The sequence below is a fragment of the Massilia cavernae genome, assembly GCF_003590855.1.
Taxonomy (GTDB): domain Bacteria; phylum Pseudomonadota; class Gammaproteobacteria; order Burkholderiales; family Burkholderiaceae_D; genus Telluria_A; species Telluria_A cavernae.
The window spans coordinates 1-19,397 of sequence record NZ_QYUP01000018.1 but is presented as its reverse complement, the minus strand read 5'-3'; the positions used below and the strand labels follow the sequence as shown (position 1 = coordinate 19,397).

The window sequence follows — 19,397 nt, the reverse complement described above, 5'->3', positions numbered from 1 at the left end:
CACTTGGCAAGGCCTGCACGCGCGTCCCTTCTGCGCCTGAAAAGCAATTGCTTGCTTCGATGATATCTTTGCGCTAACGTGGAGCGGGCAATGAACAGGAAATCCACACGGGACCCGAGACAATGAGCGAATTCGATACGCACGCTGTATTCAACCAGGCCACGCCCTTCGAGAACGTCAACCTGTACGGCGCCGACCCGGCGCTGCAGGAAGCGCTGGCGCGCGAAGGCGCCGGATGGGCCGACGGGATGCTGCGCGAACTGGGCGCGAAGCTGGGCCGGGCCGAAACGCTGGACCTGGCGCGCCAGGCCAACGTCAACAGCCCCAGGCTGGTGAACTTCGACCGCAGTGGCCGCCGCATCGACGAGGTGGAATTCCATCCGGCCTGGCACAAGCTGATGGCCATGCTGATCGAATCCGGCGCGCACGCCTCGCCGTGGGACTCCGGCCAACCCGGCGCCCAGGTGGCCCGCGCGGCCCAGTACCTGCTGTTCGGCCAACTGGAAAACGGCAGCCAGTGCCCCGTGACGATGACCTATGCCGCGGTGCCCGCGCTGCGCCAGGCCGGTCCGCTCGCGGCCAAATGGCTGCCGAAGATCCTGTCGCGCCAGTACGATCCGCGCTCGCTGCCCATCGAACAGAAGCGCGGCGCGCTGATCGGCATGGGCATGACCGAGAAGCAGGGCGGCACCGACGTGCGCGCCAATACCACCCGCGCCGAGCCGATCGCCCCGCCCGACGCGCGCGCGCGCTTCGGCGAGGAAGGCGAGGGCGCCTGGCGCATCGTCGGGCACAAATGGTTCTTCTCGGCGCCGCAATCCGACGCGCACCTGGTGCTGGCGCAGACCGAGGGCGAGGGCAGCGCCGGGCTGTCGTGCTTCTTCGTGCCGCGCTTCCTGCCGGACGGCAGCCGCAACGATATCCGCGTGCAGCGGCTGAAGGACAAGCTGGGCAACCGCTCCAACGCCTCGTCCGAGGTGGAGTTCTGCGGCGCGGTCGGCTGGCTGGTCGGCAAACCGGGGCGCGGCGTCCCCACGATCATCGAGATGGCCAGCCATACGCGGCTCGATTGCGTGCTGGGCACCGCCGGCATCATGCGCGCGGCGCTGACCCATGCGCTGCACCACGCGCGCGGCCGCGCCGCCTTCGGCCGCAAGCTGGCCGAGCAGCCGCTGATGCAGAACGTACTGGCCGACCTGGCCCTCGAATCGGAGGCGGCGACGGCGTTCGCCATGCGGCTGGCGCGCTGCTTCGACCAGCAGGACGACCCGGCCCAGGTGCTGCTGGCCCGTATCCTCACGCCCGCCGGCAAGTATTGGCTGTGCAAGCGCGGCCCGGGCTTTGGCGCGGAAGCGATGGAAGTCGTGGGCGGCAACGGCTATGTCGAGGACGGCCCGATGGCGCGGCTGTACCGCGAGTTCCCGGTCAATTCGATCTGGGAGGGTTCGGGCAACGTGATGTGCCTGGACCTGCTGCGCGCACTGGCCAAGTCGCCCGAGGCACGCGCCGCGCTTGCCGCGGAACTGGCGCTCGCAGGCGACACCAATGCCGCCTTCAGTGCTTGCCGTAGCCGGCTGCTGGCAGACCTCGAACAGCCGCAGGAGGAATATGGCGCGCGCCGGCTGGCCGAGCGCATCGTGGTCGCGGTACAGGCCGCGCTGCTGCTGCGGCATGCGCCAGCCTTCGTGGTCGATGCATTCGTCGCTTCGCGCGTTGCAAGCGACGTGGGCGGCGCTTACGGCAGGCTGCCGGACGGCGCCGATTGCGCTGCGATCCTGGCGCGGGCGTTGCAGGAATGAGCCAGGCAGCCTCGACCAACTCGCGGACGAGGTGCTGTTGATGTTTTTGCATCACGCGACGTGACTAACTGACATTTATTTGCCAAAATGCGGACAAACGGGCCCCCGGGCTGGGATAATGGCTGGATAGCCTCAACATAACGATAATGAACAACCCAATGAAACAAGATCCGCGCTTTCCCAACCTGTTTATCCTGAACCATCCGCTGATCCAGCACAAGTTGAGCCACATGCGCGAGCGCGACACCTCGACGCGCACCTTCCGCGAGCTGCTCAAGGAAATCACGCTGCTGATGGGCTACGAGATCACCCGCGACCTGCCGCTGACCACCCGCAAGATCGAAACCCCGCTGGTCACCATCGACGCGCCTGTCATCGCCGGCAAGAAACTGGCGATCGTGCCTATCCTGCGCGCCGGCATCGGCATGAGCGATGGCCTGCTGGAACTGGTGCCGTCGGCCCGCGTCGGCCATGTCGGCGTGTTCCGCGACCCGGAAACCCACAAGCCGGTCGAATACCTGGTGCGCCTGCCGGACACCAGCGACCGCATCTTCATCCTGTGCGACCCGATGGTCGCGACCGGCAATTCGGCGGTGCACGCGGTCGACGTGCTGAAAAAGCGCGGCGTCACCGACGAGCAGATCATCTTCCTGGCCCTGGTGGCGGCGCCCGAAGGCGTGGAGGTATTCCAGCAGTCGCACCCGAACGTCAAGCTGTATGTGGCCTCGCTCGATTCGCACCTGAACGACCACGCCTACATCGTGCCTGGCCTGGGCGACGCGGGCGACCGCATCTTCGGCACCAAATAAGCGCCCGCCATGGCCACGCTGATCGACCAGGACTTCTTTGCCAAGCTCAATGCACTGAACGACAAGTTCGCGACCAGCGTGCTGGATACGGTGGCCAGGCTGAAGGACATGCGTGGCCGGTTCGACCCGTCCGCCCCGGACGCCGCCCTGGTCGGGGACCTGCACCAGATGTTGCACACGATCGCCGGTTCGGCCGCCACCTTCGGGTTCCGCGTGCTGGGCCAGCAGGCGCGCCAGCTGGAACAGCGCCTGCGGGTGCTGATGGCCTTCGACGCGGTCTCCGCGGCCGACTGGGAAAACTGGATGTCAGGACTGGACGAGTACGTGGCCTGGGCTGAAACTAATCCGAAAGCCGATCAATATATTAGTGGGGAACTGCGCCACAATTGATCGGTGGCGGATTTGCATTACAAAAAGCAAGCATTCATGCACGGATCGTTTGATATAGCGCAAACTTGTATCGCTACCTTGCCCTATATTCACCCTACTGCCGGTTCGAACACGTGCCTGAAATAGTTGATGTTTTGAATTATTTCAGTCGACAGCAAGTTTATTTTGTGTGAGGCGTGCTTTTTGTGTTTTATTCGGTATAATACGGGATCGTTGGATTCGAGGTAGTAGTGCAGTTTGTCTGTCATTTCTTACTTGGTTCTTCAAACGATCGAAAACGGACGAAAGTCCACTTAACTGAAATAGGAAATTGTAATGGCAACTGGCATCGTAAAATGGTTCAATGACTCGAAGGGCTTCGGCTTCATCACCCCTGATGAAGGCGGCGAAGATCTGTTCGCTCACTTCTCGGCTATCCAGTCGGCAGGCTTCAAGTCGCTGCAAGAGAACCAGCGCGTATCTTTCGAAGTAACCGCTGGTCCTAAGGGCAAGCAAGCTTCGAACATTCAGCCACTGTAATAGCGACTGAATCCAAGCAAAAAAATCCTCGGTTTCCGGGGATTTTTTTTCGCCTGTCCCTTTTGCAGGCGGCCTTCCTGGCGGGTCCTTCAGCGCTTGCGCCAGTAGTCCTTGCCCGCATACGTGTGGCGCAGGAAGTCGACGAAGGCCCTGATCCGCAGCGGCAGGTGGCGGCGCTGCGCGAACACCGCGTAGATATCGCTGCCCGGCGCGGCATGCTGGTTCAGCACCGTGCGCAGTCGGCCCGCGTCGATATCGCTTCCCACTTCCCACATCGAGCGCCACGCCAGCCCCTTGCCGGCCAGCGCCCACTCGTGCAGCACCGCGCCGTCGTTGCAGACCATGTTGCCGGGCACTTTCAACGTCACGATCTTTCCGTTCTCATTGAAGGTCCAGCCGCGCTGGCTGCCTTCGCTGCTGAATGCCAGGCAATTGTGCTTGGCCAGGTCGGCCAGCGTGCGCGGCGTGCCCTTGCGCCGCAGGTAGGCGGGCGACGCCACCAGCACGCGCTGGTTGTCGGCCAGCTTGACCCCCACCAAACTCGAGTCAGAAAGACTGGCGATACGGATGGCGACATCGACGCCTTCGCCGATAACATCGACGATGCGGTCGGACAGGTTGAGGTTGATGGTGACGTCCTGGTGCTCGGCCAGGAAGGAGGGCAGCAGGGGCGCCACGTGGCGCCTTCCGAAGCCCGCGGGGGCCGACACCAGCAGGTGGCCGCTGGCCTTGGCGCTGCGCTCTGCGACCGCCGTTTCGGCTTCTTCCAGCTCTGCCAGGATGCGCTGGCAATCCTCGAGGAAGGCGGCGCCCTCGTTGGTCAGCACGAGCTTGCGCGTGGTGCGCTGGAGCAGCTTGACGCCGAGGCGCGCCTCTAATGCATCAAGCCGCCGGCCGATCATGGCAGGTGCGATGCCTTCGGCGCGCGCCGCCGCGGACAGGCTGCCGCGTGCGACGACTTCGACGAAGGTGGAGATCTGGCGAAACTGGCCCATGCAGTGCGTTCCTTCCTCATCTATGACAAAAACGCACAGATGAATGTATTAATTGTCTAGTTTAGCTACCAGATAGTGAATATACTTCAACTTAACGGAAACGCACAGCATCCAACCATCACCTTTACAGGAGCAGCACACATGAGCATCGCAACCCCTCCCGGCATGGAAATCAAGGCGGACATCAAGCCTGGCTACGAACAGATCCTGACGCCAGAGGCACTGGCACTGGTGGCCAAGCTGGCGCGCGAATTCGAACCGCGCCGCCAGCAGCTGCTGGCCGCACGCGTGGAACGCGCGCAGCGCCTGGATGCCGGCGAGCGTCCGGACTTTCTGGCCGACACCGCGCACATCCGCGCCGGCGACTGGAAGATCGCGCCGATCCCGAAAGCGCTGGAATGCCGCCGCGTCGAGATTACCGGCCGGTCGACCGCAAGATGGTCATCAACGCGCTGAACTCCGGCGCCGACAGCTACATGACCGACTTCGAAGACTCGAACACGCCGAACTGGGACAACCAGGTAAGCGGCCAGATCAACATGCGCGACGCGGTGCGCGGCAGCATTTCGCTGGAACAGAACGGCAAGTCGTACAAGCTGAACGAGAAGGTCGCCACGCTGGTCGTGCGTCCGCGCGGCTGGCACCTGGACGAGAAGCACGTGCTGGTCGACGGCAAGCGCGTCTCCGGCGGCATCTTCGACTTCGCGCTGTTCATGTTCCACAATGCGAAGGAACAGTTGGCGCGCGGAGCGGGGCCGTATTTCTACCTGCCGAAAATGGAATCGCACCTTGAGGCACGCCTGTGGAACGACATCTTCGTGGTGACGCAAAATGAGCTGGGCCTGCCGCAGGGGACCATCAAAGCCACTGTGCTGATCGAGACTATCCTGGCCGCGTTCGAGATGGACGAAATCCTGTACGAGCTGCGCGAACACAGCGCTGGCCTGAACGCCGGGCGCTGGGACTACATCTTCTCGTGCATCAAGAAGTTCAAGCTGGACAAGGACTTCTGCCTCGCCGACCGTCCGAAAGTGACGATGACGTCGCCGTTCATGCGCGCATATGCCTTGCTGCTGCTGAAGACTTGCCACAAACGGGGCGCGCCGGCGATCGGCGGCATGGCTGCGCTCATTCCCATCAAGAACGATCCTGAGAAGAACGAAGCAGCGATGGGCGGCGTGCGCAACGACAAGGCGCGTGACGCGACCGATGGCTACGACGGCGGCTGGGTGGCGCATCCTGGGCTGGTCGATCTCGCGATGACCGAGTTTAAGAAAGTACTGGGCGACAAGCCGAACCAGATCGAAAAGCAGCGCCTGGATGTGGAAGTGACTGCCGCCGACCTGCTGGACTTCAAGCCGGAAGCGCCGATTACGGAAGCGGGCCTGCGTTACAACATCAACGTGGGCATTCATTACCTGGGCAGCTGGCTTGGTGGCAACGGCTGCGTGCCGATTCATAACCTGATGGAAGATGCGGCGACCGCGGAAATCAGCCGCTCGCAGGTGTGGCAGTGGATTCGCTCGACCAAGGGTGTGCTGGACGATGGCCGCAAGGTCACCGCCGACATGGTGCGCGCGATGATTCCGGAGGAGCTGGCGAAGGTAAGGGAAGCAGCGCCGGATGGCAGCAGCCCGAACTATGCTCGCGCTGCGGAGATTTTCGAGGAGATGTCGACGTCGGAGTCGTTTGCTGAGTTCCTGACATTGCCGCTGTACGAAGAGATCTGACGGTCAGCGCAGGGTAGCAAGCGCCACGGTTAGCACCCGTGGCGCTTGTGGCCTAGAACGTGTTCTTCCACGCCCTCAGCGCCGCAAAGGTCTCGACAGGCGACGCCCCATTCTCCAGTTTCCCTTCGGTCACTAAAGTCCTGACAATCCCCGGTTCCTGATACCTCAGGAACGGATTGGTCAGCTTCTCCAGGCCGATGGTCGACGGCACAGTCGGCTCGTCGCGATCCCTTTTTGCGCCGTCCTCTATCAACCGTTGCGACAGCTGCTTGTTCCCCGGCTCCACCTCCTGCGCGAAGCGCAAATTGGACAGCGTATATTCATGCGCGCAGAAAACCTTGGTATCTTCCGGCAGCGCGGCGAGCTTGCCCAGCGAATCGGCCATCTGCGCCGGCGTCCCTTCGAACACGCGTCCGCATCCGCCCGCAAACAAGGTATCCCCACAAAACAGCCAATGCTCGCCCGGCGTCTCGCGCACATAGGCGATATGCCCCAGCGTATGCCCCGGAACATCGAGCACGCGCAAGTCCAGGCCGAGCCCCGGCACCGCAATCCGGTCGCCCTCGCCAAGCGGGCGCGTGACCGCGTCGATGCCGTCGTTGCGGGGCCCAAAAACCGGCACCCGCGCATGTCTCAGCAGCTCTTGCACACCGCCAATATGGTCAGCATGGTGATGGGTGAGTAGAATGGCAGTAAGCGCAAGCCCGTTCTCGGCCAGCGCGGCAAGGATGGGTTGGGCGTCGCCCGGGTCGACAACCGCCGCATTGAACCCGTCATGGATGAGCCAGAGATAGTTGTCCTTAAAGGCGGGGACAGCAAGCACGGTCAAGGCGCTGCGGGGTAAAGTCGTCATAGTGTTGCTTTAAAATAGGGTAGGCATGGACAGTGCGGCATCCGAAAAATCCATTATAGCGCTCGATAGCTGGCTGAAAACCCCGGCCGGGGTCTACGTGCGCGCGTGGGAACAGGCTTGCCTTGACGACATGACGGCCGATATTTTCGGCTTCAACGCGGTACAGGTGGGCCTGCCGCAGATCGACGCCCTGGCCGCCAACCGCATGCCGAACAAGTGGCAGGCCGCAACCCGCGCCACCGAACTCGACCCGCAGCAACTGGCTGCCGGCGGCAAGCAGATCGCAGTGGCGCTCGACTTTGCCGAACTGCCGTTCGCGTCGCAGAGTCTCGACCTCGTCGTGCTGCCGCATGTGCTGGAGTTTGCCGCCGAGCCGCACCAGGTGCTGCGCGAAGTCGAGCGCGTCCTGATTCCCGAGGGCCAGGTCATCATCATCGGCTTCAATCCCGCCAGCCTGTGGGGAGTGAGACAGGGCTTGCGGCGCGTGACGCGCAGCCCCTACTTGCCTGTCGCCGGCGAATTCATTTCTATGCCCCGGATGAAAGACTGGTTAAAATTGCTGAATCTTGGCGTAACGCGCAGCCATTTTGGCTGCTACGCGCCGCCATGCCGCACGGCACACTGGCTGGGCCGCTTCGCCTTCATGGAAAACGCGGGCAAGCGGTGGTGGCCTTACCTGGGCGCGGTATACATGGTGCACGCGGTAAAGCGGGTCAAGGGCATGACGCTGATTGGCCCCGCATGGAATAAAAAAGCGGCAAAGGCGCCGCAGGCCGTGCCCGCAACTAACAGAAAGTAATCAGCTGGATGAGTAAAGTAGAGATTTTCGCCGACGGCGCATGCAAGGGAAATCCAGGAACCGGCGGCTGGGGCGCCTTGCTTGTGTCCGATGGACATGAGAAGGAAATCTTCGGCGGCGAGCGGAACACCACGAACAACCGCATGGAATTGCGTGCCGTTATTGAAGCACTGGGCGCACTGACCCGCCCGTGCGAGGTCGTGCTGTACACCGATAGCCAGTATGTCCAGAAGGGCATTTCTGAATGGATCCACGGCTGGAAGGCCCGTGGCTGGAAAACTTCCGCCAAGGAACCAGTGAAGAACGAAGACCTGTGGAAGGCGCTGGACGCGGCGCAGAAGGAACACAAGGTCGAATGGAAATGGGTGCGCGGCCACAGCGGTCATGCCGGCAACGAACGTGCCGACCAACTGGCCAACCGGGGCGTCGAAACCGTCCTTCGCTAAACCCAGGAGCCATGCGCGCATTTGCTATACTGCGCGCACTTGTTTCATCACATCATCAAATTCCATGCGTCAAATTGTCCTCGATACCGAAACTACCGGCCTGAATCCGCGCACGGGTGACCGTGTCATTGAAATCGGTTGTGTCGAGATCAATAACCGTATGCTTACCGGGAATAACTTCCACCGGTACATCAATCCGGAGCGCGATTCGGACGAAGGCGCGCTGGCGGTGCACGGACTGACCACCGAATTCTTGAGCGATAAGCCGAAGTTCGCCGAGATTGCCGCCGAGTTGCGCGAGTATGTGCAGGGCGCCGAGCTGATCATCCACAACGCGCCGTTCGACCTTGGCTTCCTGAATCACGAGTTCAAGCTGCTGGGCCTGCCGACGTTTGTTTCTCACTCCAGCGGCGTGATCGACACGCTGGTGAACGCCAAGGAGCTGCATCCCGGCAAGCGCAATTCGCTGGATGCCCTGTGCGACCGCTACGGCGTTTCAAACTCGCACCGCAAGCTGCACGGCGCGCTGCTCGATGCCGAGCTGCTGGCGGACGTGTACCTGTCGATGACGCGCGGCCAGAACAGCCTGTCGATGGAAATCGAGGTCGAAGCGACTACCATCGGCGGGGCGCTTGAAGCGGTGGCACTGGCCGAGATTATCGTTGTGCGCGCTTCGGACGACGAAATGGCGGCGCATGCGAGCCTGCTCGAGGGCCTCGACAAGCAGGTAAAAGGAACATGTCTTTGGCGCAGCTACGCAGAAACGTGACGTTTCTTCAAGGATGTGCGATAATTCGCCCCGCTTTGGGAGGTTAGCTCAGGGGTAGAGCACTGCATTCACACTGCAGGGGTCGCAAGTTCGAAACTTGCACTTCCCACCAAAATACGTAGTGAAATCAAAGGCTTGCGACGACCGGTTGCAGGCCTTTTTTGCTTTGTATGGAAAAAGTATGGAAAACGTCTTTGGACGTTGCAGGACGCACAGTGCGGGGACGAGCCGTTGAGCTTGTAACCATAGGCGAAAACTGGTCGGCTAAAGCAAGAACTATTGATGGTATTCAAAATGGTTCTCGATCTCGTCAATAATTCTTGTCGACTAACAGCTTCACTTTTGATTTTTCGCAAAAAGTCTTTTTTAAGCCCGATGGATTATGTGCCTTGTGGAAACAATTTGTTGCATCGCAATAATCTTATGCGGGCATCGGATCATCGCTATAGCGCGCCTATTCATGGAAGTAAGCACCGGCTTTGTCAGCTCGTGGTGCAAAAGGCGACATGCCCGGTGTGCACATGAAAACGTAACCGATTATCGGCATCACGCTACAAGCGATTAAACATCAAGCTCGAAGAGTTCTCGCATCACGAGCAGCACACCGCATTTCTCAGCAGTACGTCGACACATGGACACGGACAAGAGGGGGAGAAAGAGTGCAGAACGATACAAACCGGAATGGGATTGAAGCGCTGGCCTTCACGCTCGGCACCGAAGAATACGGTGTGAGCATCCTGAAAGTGCAGGAAATCCGCGGCTATGACGCGGTCACCCGCATCGCCAACGCGCCCGACTTCATCAAGGGCGTCGTCAACCTGCGCGGGATCATCGTGCCGATTGTCGACATGCGCATCAAGTTTAATCTCGGCGCGCCGACCTACGACCAGTTCACGGTCGTCATCATTTTGAGCATCGCCGGCCACGTCGTCGGCATGGTTGTCGACAGCGTATCGGACGTCATTACGCTGACTCCAGACCAGATCAAACCGGCGCCGGAAATGGGCACCGCGTTGAACACCGATTACCTGACCGGTCTTGGCACGCTCGATCAGCGGATGGTGATCCTGATCGATATCGACCGCCTGATGTCGAGCGCCGATAGCGGCCTGATCGGCAAGCTGGCCGCCTGAATCCACGAACGAAACCGCATCCCTGCCCGGCAATGCAACTCTTCTGAGGAGAATACCCATGAAATGGTTCAATGACTTGCGCCTCGCCACCAAGCTGGCGATTTCATTCGCCGCCGTACTCGTACTGACTTTAATCCTGGGCATTTTCTCAATCATCCAACTGACGCGGGTCAATGCCAGCACGACGGATATCGCGTACAACTGGATGCCGTCCTCGCGCGCTGCGCTGGAAATGGAAGCCAGTCTGGCACGCTATCGTGTGCAGGCGCTGCAGCACATCCTGTCCACGGAAGATGCCGAGATGAGCAGGTATGAGAAGCGCATGGCCGACTTCGTGGCGCAATTTCAGAAACATCAGGAAGAATACGTCAAGCTGATCTCCTCTCCCGAAGAGAAGGCGGCGTACGACGAGTTCGCCAAGCTGTGGGCGCCGTACATGGCGGAGAACGCGAAGGTCGTGGCGCTGTCCCGCGCAAACAAAAACGAGGAAGCGAAGGCCGCGTTGCGCGGCGAGTCCTCGCGGCTGAATGCCGAACTGGTCGAACGTATCGATAAACTGGTCCAGATCAATGTGGATGGCGGCATCAGCGCAGCCAAAGCCAGCGACGCGCTGTATGCAGCGGCACGCAGCCTGATCATCGGCCTGCTGATCGCCGGCATGGCACTCGGCGTCATCGCCGCTTTCCTGATGACGCGCTGGTTGATGAAGCAGCTTGGCGGCGAGCCGGATTACGCGGCGGCCATCGCCGGGAAAATTGCGGCCGGCGACCTTTCCGTCAGCGTGAACACCAAGGTGGATGACCGTTCCAGCCTGCTGTTCGCGATGAAAGCCATGCGCGACAGCCTGGCTACCATCGTCAGCGAAGTGCGCACCGGCACCGACACCATCGCCACCGCGTCGAACCAGATCGCATCCGGCAACCTGGATCTGTCATCGCGCACCGAACAACAGGCCAGCTCGCTGGAAGAAACCGCGTCGTCCATGGAAGAATTGACCAGCACCGTCAAGCAGAATGCCGATAATGCCCGTCAGGCCAACGGCCTTGCAACCACCGCCTCCGATGTGGCGAGCAAGGGCGGCACGGTGGTGGCGCAGGTGGTGGAGACGATGGGCTCGATCAACGACTCGGCGAAAAAGATCGTCGACATCATCGGCGTGATCGACGGCATCGCGTTCCAGACCAACATCCTGGCGCTGAACGCCGCGGTGGAAGCCGCGCGCGCCGGCGAACAGGGGCGCGGCTTCGCGGTGGTGGCGTCCGAAGTGCGCAACCTGGCGCAGCGCTCCGCTGCCGCTGCCAAGGAAATCAAGACGTTGATCAGCGACTCGGTCGAGAAGGTCGACGCCGGCGCCAGGCTGGTCGATCAGGCCGGCGCCACGATGGAAGAGATCGTGGAAAGCGTGAAGCGCGTGACCGACATCATGAGCGAGATCACCGCCGCGACCCAGGAGCAGACTGCCGGGATCGAGCAGATCAACCAGGCGATCAGCCAGATGGACGAAGTCACGCAACAGAATGCGTCACTAGTGGAAGAAGCCGCCGCCGCATCGCAAGCGATGCAGGATCAGGCCGGCAGCCTGTCGCAGGCAGTCAGTGTGTTCAAGCTCGATGCTGCGCAAGCTGCGGCCCTGGCGAAGGCCAGCGCTGCACCGCAGCTCAAAAAATCGCAAACGAAGGCGCGCGTTGCCGCCACTGCACCGCAGCGACGATTGGTTGCGCTTGCCTCGGCGGCGAAGGGGAATGATTGGGAGGAGTTCTAACGATCTCGCTAGTGGTCTGCTTCGTAATTGGTTGAACTGACAAAACCTGTTCCGCCGAGAGTACGGCCCCGACAAGCTGCCGCTGTACGAAGGATATGCCGCGATCTGGGCCAGCGACGACCTGTACTACAACGGTGGCGGCGCCGCCCACACCACCGCCTATAACGCCTGGCACAACCACATGGCTGCGCGCATCGCGGCGATGATCGGCAAGGACCCCAAGCCTTACCAGGCCGAAGCCGAGCGGATCGGCCGCGCCATGCGTAGCTACCTGTTGATGCCGGAGCGGGGCGCTTTTGCCGAATACCGCGACCTGCTCGGAGGCCAGCTGCTGCACCCCAGCTACGGCCTGTGGACCTTCTATCACACGCTCGATTCGAAAGTGCCGAACCGTCTGGAGGGCGCGCGCATGGCGCTGGACCTTGAGCGGCACCTGCGGCCGATTCCGATCCAGGGGCCAGGGGTGCCCGCCGACCGGCCATACCGCGTGCTGCCGAGTACCAACTGGATGCCGTATTCCTGGTCCATCAATAACGTGGTGATGGGCGAAGTGCTGCACACGGCGCTGGCGTCCTGGCAGGCCGGGCGCAGCGACAGCGCATTCGAGCTGACTAAAGGCGCGCTGCTGGCCAGTCTGTATATGGGCATCTCGCCGGGGAACATCGGGAGCATGAACTACCTCGATGTCAACCGCCGCGAAGCCCAGCGCGACTTTGCTGACGGCTCTGGCGTGATGGCGCGCACATTGGTGGAAGGACTGTTCGGCGTGCGCCCGGACGCTCTCGCCAGGGAGCTGCTGGTGCGCCCTGGTTTCCCGCGCGAGTGGGGTCATGCGAGTCTGAATCATCCGAGCGTGACGCTGGCATTCCGGCGCGACGGTCAGCGCGAACGCTGGACGGTCGAACAGCCGGCGGCGAAGTTCGAGCGCCTTGTGCTCGAGTTGCCGGCGGCGAGCGACCGGGTAGTGTCGGTGCTGGCCGACGGTAAGCCGGTGCGCTGGACCGTGAGCGCCGACGAAGTATTCGCGCCGCGCCTGCGCGTCGAACTGCCGTTTGGCCGCAAGAGCGAGGTCGCGATCCAGTGGAGTGGCCAGCCAATCAGCGCGCATGCGCCGGCCATCGCCAAGACCAAGGACCGTGACGGCTTCCAGCGCCTCCGCCAAGGGGCCTTCACATGGTGGCAGGCGGCAAGCGAGCCACAGGCGGTGGCGCGCGCCGCGTGTACGCTGGAAGCGGCGCCCTGGACCAAAGGTGCGCCGGTGCGATCGCGCCATGTCGACCTGAGCCCGTGGTTCAACGACCGCGTCACCGAGCTATTCAAGCCCGGCAAGTACCTGTCGCCGCGCTCACCCTATGTGTCGCTGTCGCTGCCGTCGCAAGGAATCGGCGCCTGGGCCGGGCATGTCAACGCCATGACCGTGATCGACGATACCGGCATGCGTGCGCAGGGCGGCACGTTGCGCCTGCCGAACGGCTTGAGCTTCGCTACACCGGCAGCATCGGGCGCGGCCAATGTGCTGTTCACCTCTCAGTGGGACAATTATCCGAAACAGGCCACTGTGCCGCTGCAAGGCAGGGCCGGACGCATTTACCTGCTGATGGCCGGCTCCAGCAACTTCATGCAGAGCCGGATCGACAACGGGGAGGTGGTCGTCACCTACGCGGACGGTACGCGCGGGCGCCTGGCCTTGCGCAATCCCGAAAGCTGGTGGCCGATCGAGCAGGACTACTTCGTCGACGACTACCAGTTCCCGTACTGCGGGCGGTTGCCGGTGCGGGTCGACCTGAAGACGGCCAAGGTGCGTGTGCTGGATCCGGCGGCGCTCCCGCAGGCCCTGCTTGGAAAGATTGATGGCGGCTCGGCCACGGTGTTTGAGATGCCGCTCGATCGCAACAAGCCTTTGAGGAGCGTGGAGTTGCGTACGTTGGCCAACGACGTTGTGATTGGTTTGATGGGGGTGACGCTCGACTGATCTGCCTTATCAAGCGCGCATGACGATGTAGCTCTGACTCAGCGGCGCCGCAGGGACGTGCCGAGCCATCCGTACGCCAATAAGCTAGTGGAACTGAAGCGGTACTGCGGTCGCAACGGCCGCCTGATCAAGGCCGCAGCCGAATCGCGGGTCGCATGGGGAAACAATATGAAATTATGGCTACAAAATTGTTGAAGCTGCCAGCCGTGCTGACCCGCGTCGCGATTTCCCGCAGCAAGCTCTATGCGGGAGTAAAAGAAGGTACCTTCCCTGCACCTGTCAGCCTCGGTGCCCGTGCAACATTGATCCAGGCTTCGCGCAATCCAAGCGCAAAGTCGTCCGCGCAGGAGGGCGCGTAGTGGCGGCCCGCATCGAATTCCCCAGCCCGCTGGAGCACGTAGGCGACTACGACGTGCATCCTGATATCTTCGATCTTCGGCTGGTTCCCACCACCGGGTGAGCACGTCGGCTACGTCGGTAACGTGTACTTCGGCGACGAGCTGGTGACTCTGGACGTCTGGCTCAGTACGCGCGCTCCGTACGTTCAGGGCCGCTTCCAGTTCGGTGGCGATATGGCGTCTTCGCCGCGTTGGCGGAGGGTGTTCCCCCTTGCTCTGGCGGTGTCTACATGGGCCGTGGCGGCAGCTATGACTTCAACCTGATGGAGATGGGCGACACCCCATACCTCAGAATAGTAGCCAAAAAACGACGCTTTCAAGCAAAACTTGGCGGATACTGCCGCTGCATGTCCTGGCGCAAACGCGGGTAGGCACTGGTGCGCCGCACCTGAGCTGCAGTTCCGCCCGGGGAAGGGGGGGGGTGATCCGGCAAAATAGTGGTTGACGCTAGTCGCAAAAATTGGCTACTATGTAATCAAGCAATCGAATTCGCAGCGCATAAAAAACAGTCGTCCTGTCTCAACCCAAGGAGCAACAGATGAACAAGCGTGTTGTCGGTTTCAAGAGCGTCATGGTGGCCATCGCCCTGTCGAGTGTCGTTCCCCTGTCGATGGCGGCCGCGCCGGACGCGGTCAGCAGATCCAGGCAGGAGCAGGGCCTGGTCCTTTACGGCAATGTCGCTGCCGACAACTGGGCGCCCGCGGTGGCGGCGTTCACGAAGAAGTATCCCTGGATTCCCGTCAAAACGCTGGACCTCGGACCCGGCGACAGCTTCGAGCGCTACTATGCCGAATCATCGGTCGGCCGCCCGAGCGCCGACCTGATCGCCGCGGCCGCGCCCGGCGTATGGCTGCGCTTCATCAAAAAGGGCGAGATCGAGCCTTACACCGCGCACGACGAGAAATCCTTGCCGGACTGGAGCCACCCGTTCCCAGGCTTGTACACCTTGTCGACCGACCCGATGGTTATCGTCTACAACAAGCTAATCCTTCCGCCGGAGCGGCGCCCGAAGTCGATGTCGCAGCTGGTCGACCTGGCTAGGAAGTATCCCAAGGATTTCTCCGGCCGCATGACCACCTACGACGCGGCCCGCCATCCGTTCGCGAGCGCGATTCACTGGAGCTATGTCAACCAGATGGGCCCGGCCGGATGGAACACGCTTCGCGAACTTGGTCCGCTGACGCGGCCGGAAGGCGGCGGTGCGTCGATGGCGGAAAAGGTCGCCACCGGTGAATACACGACCATCTATTTCGGTTCCCCGCTCACGTTCTTTAAGCACGTCAAGGACCGAAAGGTGAACGGTATCCTGGGCTGGAACCTGATCGAAGACGGCACCCCCGTCATGATGCGCGGTATCGCAATCACCAAGAACTCGCGCAGCAAATTCTCGGCCCAGCTGTTCCTTGATTTTATTGTGTCGCATGAAGGCCAGGTCGCCGTGGCCAGCGGCGGCCTGACGCCCTACCGCGACGATGTTCGCAAGGAGGAAGTGCCTTTCCTTACCTACCGCATGATCCGCGAGCAGATCGGCGAGAAGAATATCGTGCTGGTGAAGTATGACGAGAAAATGGTAAGCGATAACAAGACCTTCACCGACGCCTGGCGCGCCGCTTACAAACAGAAAGGCATGTAATGGCACTGGAGATGCCTCATTTCCCGCCCCTCGCCGCCAGCGCGGCGGGCGTGGAGCTGGCGGCCAGGAAAAGGCAAGGCCTGGACTGGAGCGCGCCTATCCATATGGCTGTGCTGGTGTTGACTGCCTTGCTGGTGCTGTCCCCGATCCTGGTGATTGCCTATCAGTCCTTGCAGTCCGGGCCCCTGTACGAGGTCGACCGAGTGCTGACACTGTCCAGCTATACCAAGCTGTTGGGGCAGCCGGAGTTTCACCAGGCGCTTTGGAATTCGCTTGGGCTGGCCATCGTCTCGACCGTCGTTGCACTGGCCATCGGCGTGGCATCGGCCATCGCCATCGTCCGCCTCGACCTGCCGCTGCGGCACTGGATCGAAGGCGCGATGCTGGGCCCGATCTATATCTCGCAACTGGTGCTGGCCCTGGGCTGGTATGTGCTGTACGGCCCGTCCGGCTATATCAGCCTGGTATGCCGCAACTGGTTCGGCGGGGTGCCCTGGGAACTGACGACGATCAGCGGTATGGGTGTACTCGGCGGCATCGCGATGGCGCCGACGGTGATGCTGTTCTGCATCAGCTCCCTGGAACTGAGCAACGCTTCGCTGGAGGACGCCGCCCGCAGCGCCGGCGCCACGCCGCTGCGGGTGCTGCGCTCGGTCACCTTGCCGCTGCTGCGCCCGGCGATCGTGTACTCGACCCTGCTGACCTTCGTCGGTGGACTGGAAATGCTCTCCATCCCGCTGGTATTCGGCTGGCCCGCCGGCCTTGAGTTCTTCACGACGTATTTGCTGCGCGAAGGCATGGGGCAGACCCAGCCGGACTACGGCCTCCTCGGCGCCGCGGCGCTGTTGTTGCTGCTGACGGTCGCGCTGCTGGTGCTGGTCCAGCAAAAGCTGCTGTCCCAGCGCCAGCGCTTCGTCACCGTGCGCGGCAAGTCGCAGCGTTCCAAGCCGCTCGAGATCGGCAGCTGGCGTTGGATGGTGTTCGCCTTGCTGGCCGTGTACCTGGCGTTCACCGTGGTGTTGCCGATGCTGGCGCTGGTGGTGCGCGCCAGCGTGGTCTACCTGACCCCGCTGGTCTCGCCGCTGGACTACCTGACGCTCGACCACTTCAAGACCCTGTTCGAGCACGAAGTGTATGCGCGCTCGATCTGGAACAGCCTGGTCGTCTCGACCATCGGCGCGGCAGTGGCCACGGCCTTGACCGCCCTGATCGCGGCAGTGATCCAGCGCTCCGATTTCAAGTTTGGAAAGCACCTTGAAATGCTGGCGCTGCTGCCGCGGGCCGTGCCGGGCATGGTGGCCGGCATCGGCTTCCTGTGGGTGGTGCTGTGGGTGCCCGGACTGAGCCTGCTGCACGGAACGCTGGCCTTGCTGATCATCGCATTTACCATGCGCAACCTGCCGTCGGCCTACGTGGCGCTGGCGCCATCGCTGCTGCAGATCGGCCGCGAAATCGACCAGAGCGCGCGGGTGTGCGGCGCCAGCTGGTGGCGCACCTGCCAGAGCATCGTGCTGCCGATCGCCAAGCCGGCGCTGATCGCCTGCTACCTGCTGAAGTTCATCTCCTTCTTCAAGGAGTATGCGTCCGCGGTTTTCCTGTACTCGCCGGGGACGGAAATTATCGGCACCACCTTGCTGAACATGTGGGCAAAGGGCGATGTCGGGCCGGTTGCTGCGCTGTCCGTGGTTCAACTCATCCTGACGCTGCTGCTGGTGGCGCTTATCGTGCGCTTCGGCAAAGCGCCTGTTGCGAAAGGCAATTCAAATGGCTGACCTGATTGTAAGCGGCTTGACCCGTGACTATGGGCAGGTGAGGGCGGTGGACGATATTTCCTTCACCGTCAACGACGGCGAATTCCTCACCCTGCTTGGACCCAGCGGATGCGGAAAAAGCACCACGCTGTTCTCGATCGCCGGCCTGGACAAGCCGTCCGGCGGCAGCATCGCGGTCGGCAGCAGCGTGTTTTACGACGCCGCCCGCAAGATCAACCTGGCGCCGGAACAGCGCAACTGCGGCCTGGTGTTCCAGTCCTATGCCTTGTGGCCGCACATGTCCGTGCGCGATAACGTCGGCTTCCCCCTGAAGCTGCGCAAGATGCCGGCCGCGACGGCGCGCGCCAAGGTGGAATGGGCCTTGTCCCTGGTCGAGATGGAAGACTATGCAGCGCGCTATCCGCACGAACTGTCGGGCGGCCAGCAGCAGCGCGTCGCGCTGGCGCGCACGCTGGTGTATGCGCCCCAGTTGCTGCTGCTCGACGAGCCCCTGTCGAACCTGGATGCCAAGCTGCGCTTGCGCGCACGCGGCTGGCTGCGCGAGCTCCAGCGCCGCCTGAAAATCACCACGCTGTACGTAACGCACGACCAGGACGAGGCGCTGGCGCTGAGCGACCGGATTGCCGTGATGAGCGAGGGGCGGATTGTCCAGCTCGGTACGCCGCGCGAAATCTACCTGGCGCCGACGTCTTCCTTCATCGCCGATTTCGTCGGACACAGCAATATCCTGACCGGCCGCGCGGTGCGCCACGGGGATGGCCGCATGTCGGTGGCCCTGCCGGACGCGCAGGCGATCCATCTCGATACTGAACCGCCCGGCAAGGGCGACCACGGGATCGAGGTCGCGATCCGGCCGGAGCATGTCAGCCTGCGCCCGCGCGGCGCGGCGCGCGATGGCCAGAACATGCTGCTGGGCCGGATCATGCAGCGTGACTTCCTGGGCACCCACTTCGAGTATCTGGTGGCAATCGGCGACGACATCTTGCGCGTCAAGGGTCACGAGGAATTGGCGATGGGTGAGACGATTGCGGAGTTGCCGGCGCGCCATTGCATGCCGTTCTGGCGCTCGAGTCCGGCCATGCCCGGCGCTTCATAAGCCATCCCGAAAACCACAGAGGTCTTGTTTGCCACCGCCCGGCACCGGGCGGTGCGGGCCCGGCCGCGCCTTTCCGACGTATTGTTCACTTCGCTTGCGAGACTATAAGAATGACCAATTACCCAACACCCCGTTTCCGTGGCTCCAGCTTGCCGCTCAAGAAAACCATGCTGTGTTGCGCGGTCGCCAGCACCACCGCCATGGCCCAACAGGCCGAACCGGTCGCCACGACGCAGGAACAACCGCCCAAGCTGGAATCGGTCGTGATCTCGGGCACGCGGCTTCCCGCCTCGATCCGCACCATGCCGCAAACGGTCCAGCTGATCGCCAGCGAGGAGATATCGAAGCAGATGGCGGTTTCCGGCAACATGGCCGACATCCTCGCCAACCTGGTTCCGGGTATTTCGCGCGGCACCAACACCGGCGTCAACACCTATACTTCGGTGCGGGGGCGCAAGCCGGTATTCCTGGTTGATGGCGCGCCCATTACCTCGACTCTCAACGACACGGCGCGCGAGGTGT

General features: G+C 62.2%; 17 protein-coding genes, 1 tRNA gene and 1 pseudogene. 17 read left to right on the top strand and 2 right to left on the bottom strand.

Translation table 11 applies throughout. The annotated features are described in order from the left end of the window. Window positions 1-122: 122 nt before the first annotated feature. The 4 genes from D3872_RS02190 (at window position 123) to D3872_RS02175 (ending at window position 3,517) form a co-directional block, all read left to right on the top strand. On the top strand, window positions 123-1,799 hold the full coding sequence (locus tag D3872_RS02190; protein WP_119809271.1) for an isovaleryl-CoA dehydrogenase: 1,677 nt from the start codon (window positions 123-125) through the stop codon (window positions 1,797-1,799). A 158-nt stretch (window positions 1,800-1,957) separates the two neighbouring features. After that, complete coding sequence (upp, locus tag D3872_RS02185) at window positions 1,958-2,608, top strand: uracil phosphoribosyltransferase (RefSeq protein WP_119809270.1); 651 nt, start codon at window positions 1,958-1,960, stop codon at window positions 2,606-2,608. A 9-nt stretch (window positions 2,609-2,617) separates the two neighbouring features. Further along, window positions 2,618-2,998 (top strand): Hpt domain-containing protein, encoded by a 381-nt coding sequence (locus D3872_RS02180; protein WP_119809269.1) that lies wholly within the window; start codon window positions 2,618-2,620, stop codon window positions 2,996-2,998. 315 nt (window positions 2,999-3,313) lie between these two features. Then, entirely contained in the window at window positions 3,314-3,517 is a 204-nt protein-coding gene (locus D3872_RS02175) for a cold-shock protein (RefSeq protein ID WP_008448165.1), read from the top strand. Window positions 3,518-3,606: 89 nt separating this feature from the next. Here the strand turns inward: D3872_RS02175 and D3872_RS02170 are convergent, their stop codons facing one another. Then, window positions 3,607-4,512, bottom strand: a complete 906-nt coding sequence (locus D3872_RS02170; RefSeq protein ID WP_119809268.1) for a LysR family transcriptional regulator — start codon at window positions 4,510-4,512, stop codon at window positions 3,607-3,609. Between the two features lie 141 nt (window positions 4,513-4,653). Between D3872_RS02170 and aceB the strand changes: the two are divergent. Beyond that, a pseudogene (gene aceB, locus D3872_RS02165) lies at window positions 4,654-6,242 on the top strand (malate synthase A). A 52-nt stretch (window positions 6,243-6,294) separates the two neighbouring features. Here aceB and gloB read toward each other — a convergent pair. Next, on the bottom strand, window positions 6,295-7,095 hold the full coding sequence (gene gloB, locus D3872_RS02160) for a hydroxyacylglutathione hydrolase (RefSeq protein ID WP_119809267.1): 801 nt from the start codon (window positions 7,093-7,095) through the stop codon (window positions 6,295-6,297). Window positions 7,096-7,120: 25 nt separating this feature from the next. Between gloB and D3872_RS02155 the strand changes: the two genes are divergently transcribed. The 12 genes from D3872_RS02155 to D3872_RS02100 all read left to right on the top strand — a co-directional run. Next, the gene (locus tag D3872_RS02155) at window positions 7,121-7,894 is read left to right on the top strand and encodes a class I SAM-dependent methyltransferase (protein WP_119809266.1); all 774 of its coding nucleotides are present in this window, start codon (window positions 7,121-7,123) and stop codon (window positions 7,892-7,894) included. An 8-nt stretch (window positions 7,895-7,902) separates the two neighbouring features. Further along, on the top strand, window positions 7,903-8,340 hold the full coding sequence (rnhA, locus tag D3872_RS02150; protein WP_119809265.1) for a ribonuclease HI: 438 nt from the start codon (window positions 7,903-7,905) through the stop codon (window positions 8,338-8,340). 64 nt (window positions 8,341-8,404) lie between these two features. Then, window positions 8,405-9,109, top strand: coding sequence for a DNA polymerase III subunit epsilon (gene dnaQ / locus D3872_RS02145; protein WP_119809264.1), 705 nt, complete (start codon window positions 8,405-8,407; stop codon window positions 9,107-9,109). A 37-nt stretch (window positions 9,110-9,146) separates the two neighbouring features. After that, window positions 9,147-9,221: transfer RNA gene (locus D3872_RS02140), tRNA-Val, on the top strand. 547 nt (window positions 9,222-9,768) lie between these two features. Continuing rightward, on the top strand, window positions 9,769-10,242 hold the full coding sequence (locus tag D3872_RS02135; protein ID WP_119809263.1) for a chemotaxis protein CheW: 474 nt from the start codon (window positions 9,769-9,771) through the stop codon (window positions 10,240-10,242). A 58-nt stretch (window positions 10,243-10,300) separates the two neighbouring features. After that, a complete protein-coding gene (locus D3872_RS02130; protein WP_119809262.1) occupies window positions 10,301-12,004 on the top strand; it encodes a methyl-accepting chemotaxis protein in 1,704 nt (567 codons plus the stop codon). A gap of 181 nt (window positions 12,005-12,185) precedes the next feature. Next, window positions 12,186-13,976 carry a hypothetical protein gene (locus D3872_RS02125; protein ID WP_119809261.1) on the top strand — a complete coding sequence of 597 codons (1,791 nt, stop codon included), beginning with the start codon at window positions 12,186-12,188 and terminating at the stop codon, window positions 13,974-13,976. Between the two features lie 155 nt (window positions 13,977-14,131). After that, window positions 14,132-14,335 (top strand): helix-turn-helix transcriptional regulator, encoded by a 204-nt coding sequence (locus tag D3872_RS02120; RefSeq protein WP_229459113.1) that lies wholly within the window; start codon window positions 14,132-14,134, stop codon window positions 14,333-14,335. 577 nt (window positions 14,336-14,912) lie between these two features. After that, window positions 14,913-16,007 (top strand): ABC transporter substrate-binding protein, encoded by a 1,095-nt coding sequence (locus tag D3872_RS02115; RefSeq protein WP_119809259.1) that lies wholly within the window; start codon window positions 14,913-14,915, stop codon window positions 16,005-16,007. Next, window positions 16,007-17,779, top strand: coding sequence for an ABC transporter permease (locus tag D3872_RS02110; protein WP_119809258.1), 1,773 nt, complete (start codon window positions 16,007-16,009; stop codon window positions 17,777-17,779). The genes D3872_RS02115 and D3872_RS02110 overlap by 1 nt, the downstream gene beginning before the upstream one ends. Continuing rightward, complete coding sequence (locus D3872_RS02105; protein WP_119809257.1) at window positions 17,772-18,875, top strand: ABC transporter ATP-binding protein; 1,104 nt, start codon at window positions 17,772-17,774, stop codon at window positions 18,873-18,875. The genes D3872_RS02110 and D3872_RS02105 overlap by 8 nt, the downstream gene beginning before the upstream one ends. 110 nt (window positions 18,876-18,985) lie before the next feature. After that, window positions 18,986-19,397, top strand: a 412-nt coding sequence (locus tag D3872_RS02100) for a TonB-dependent receptor plug domain-containing protein (RefSeq protein ID WP_182915646.1), incomplete at its 3' end; no start/stop codon positions are given.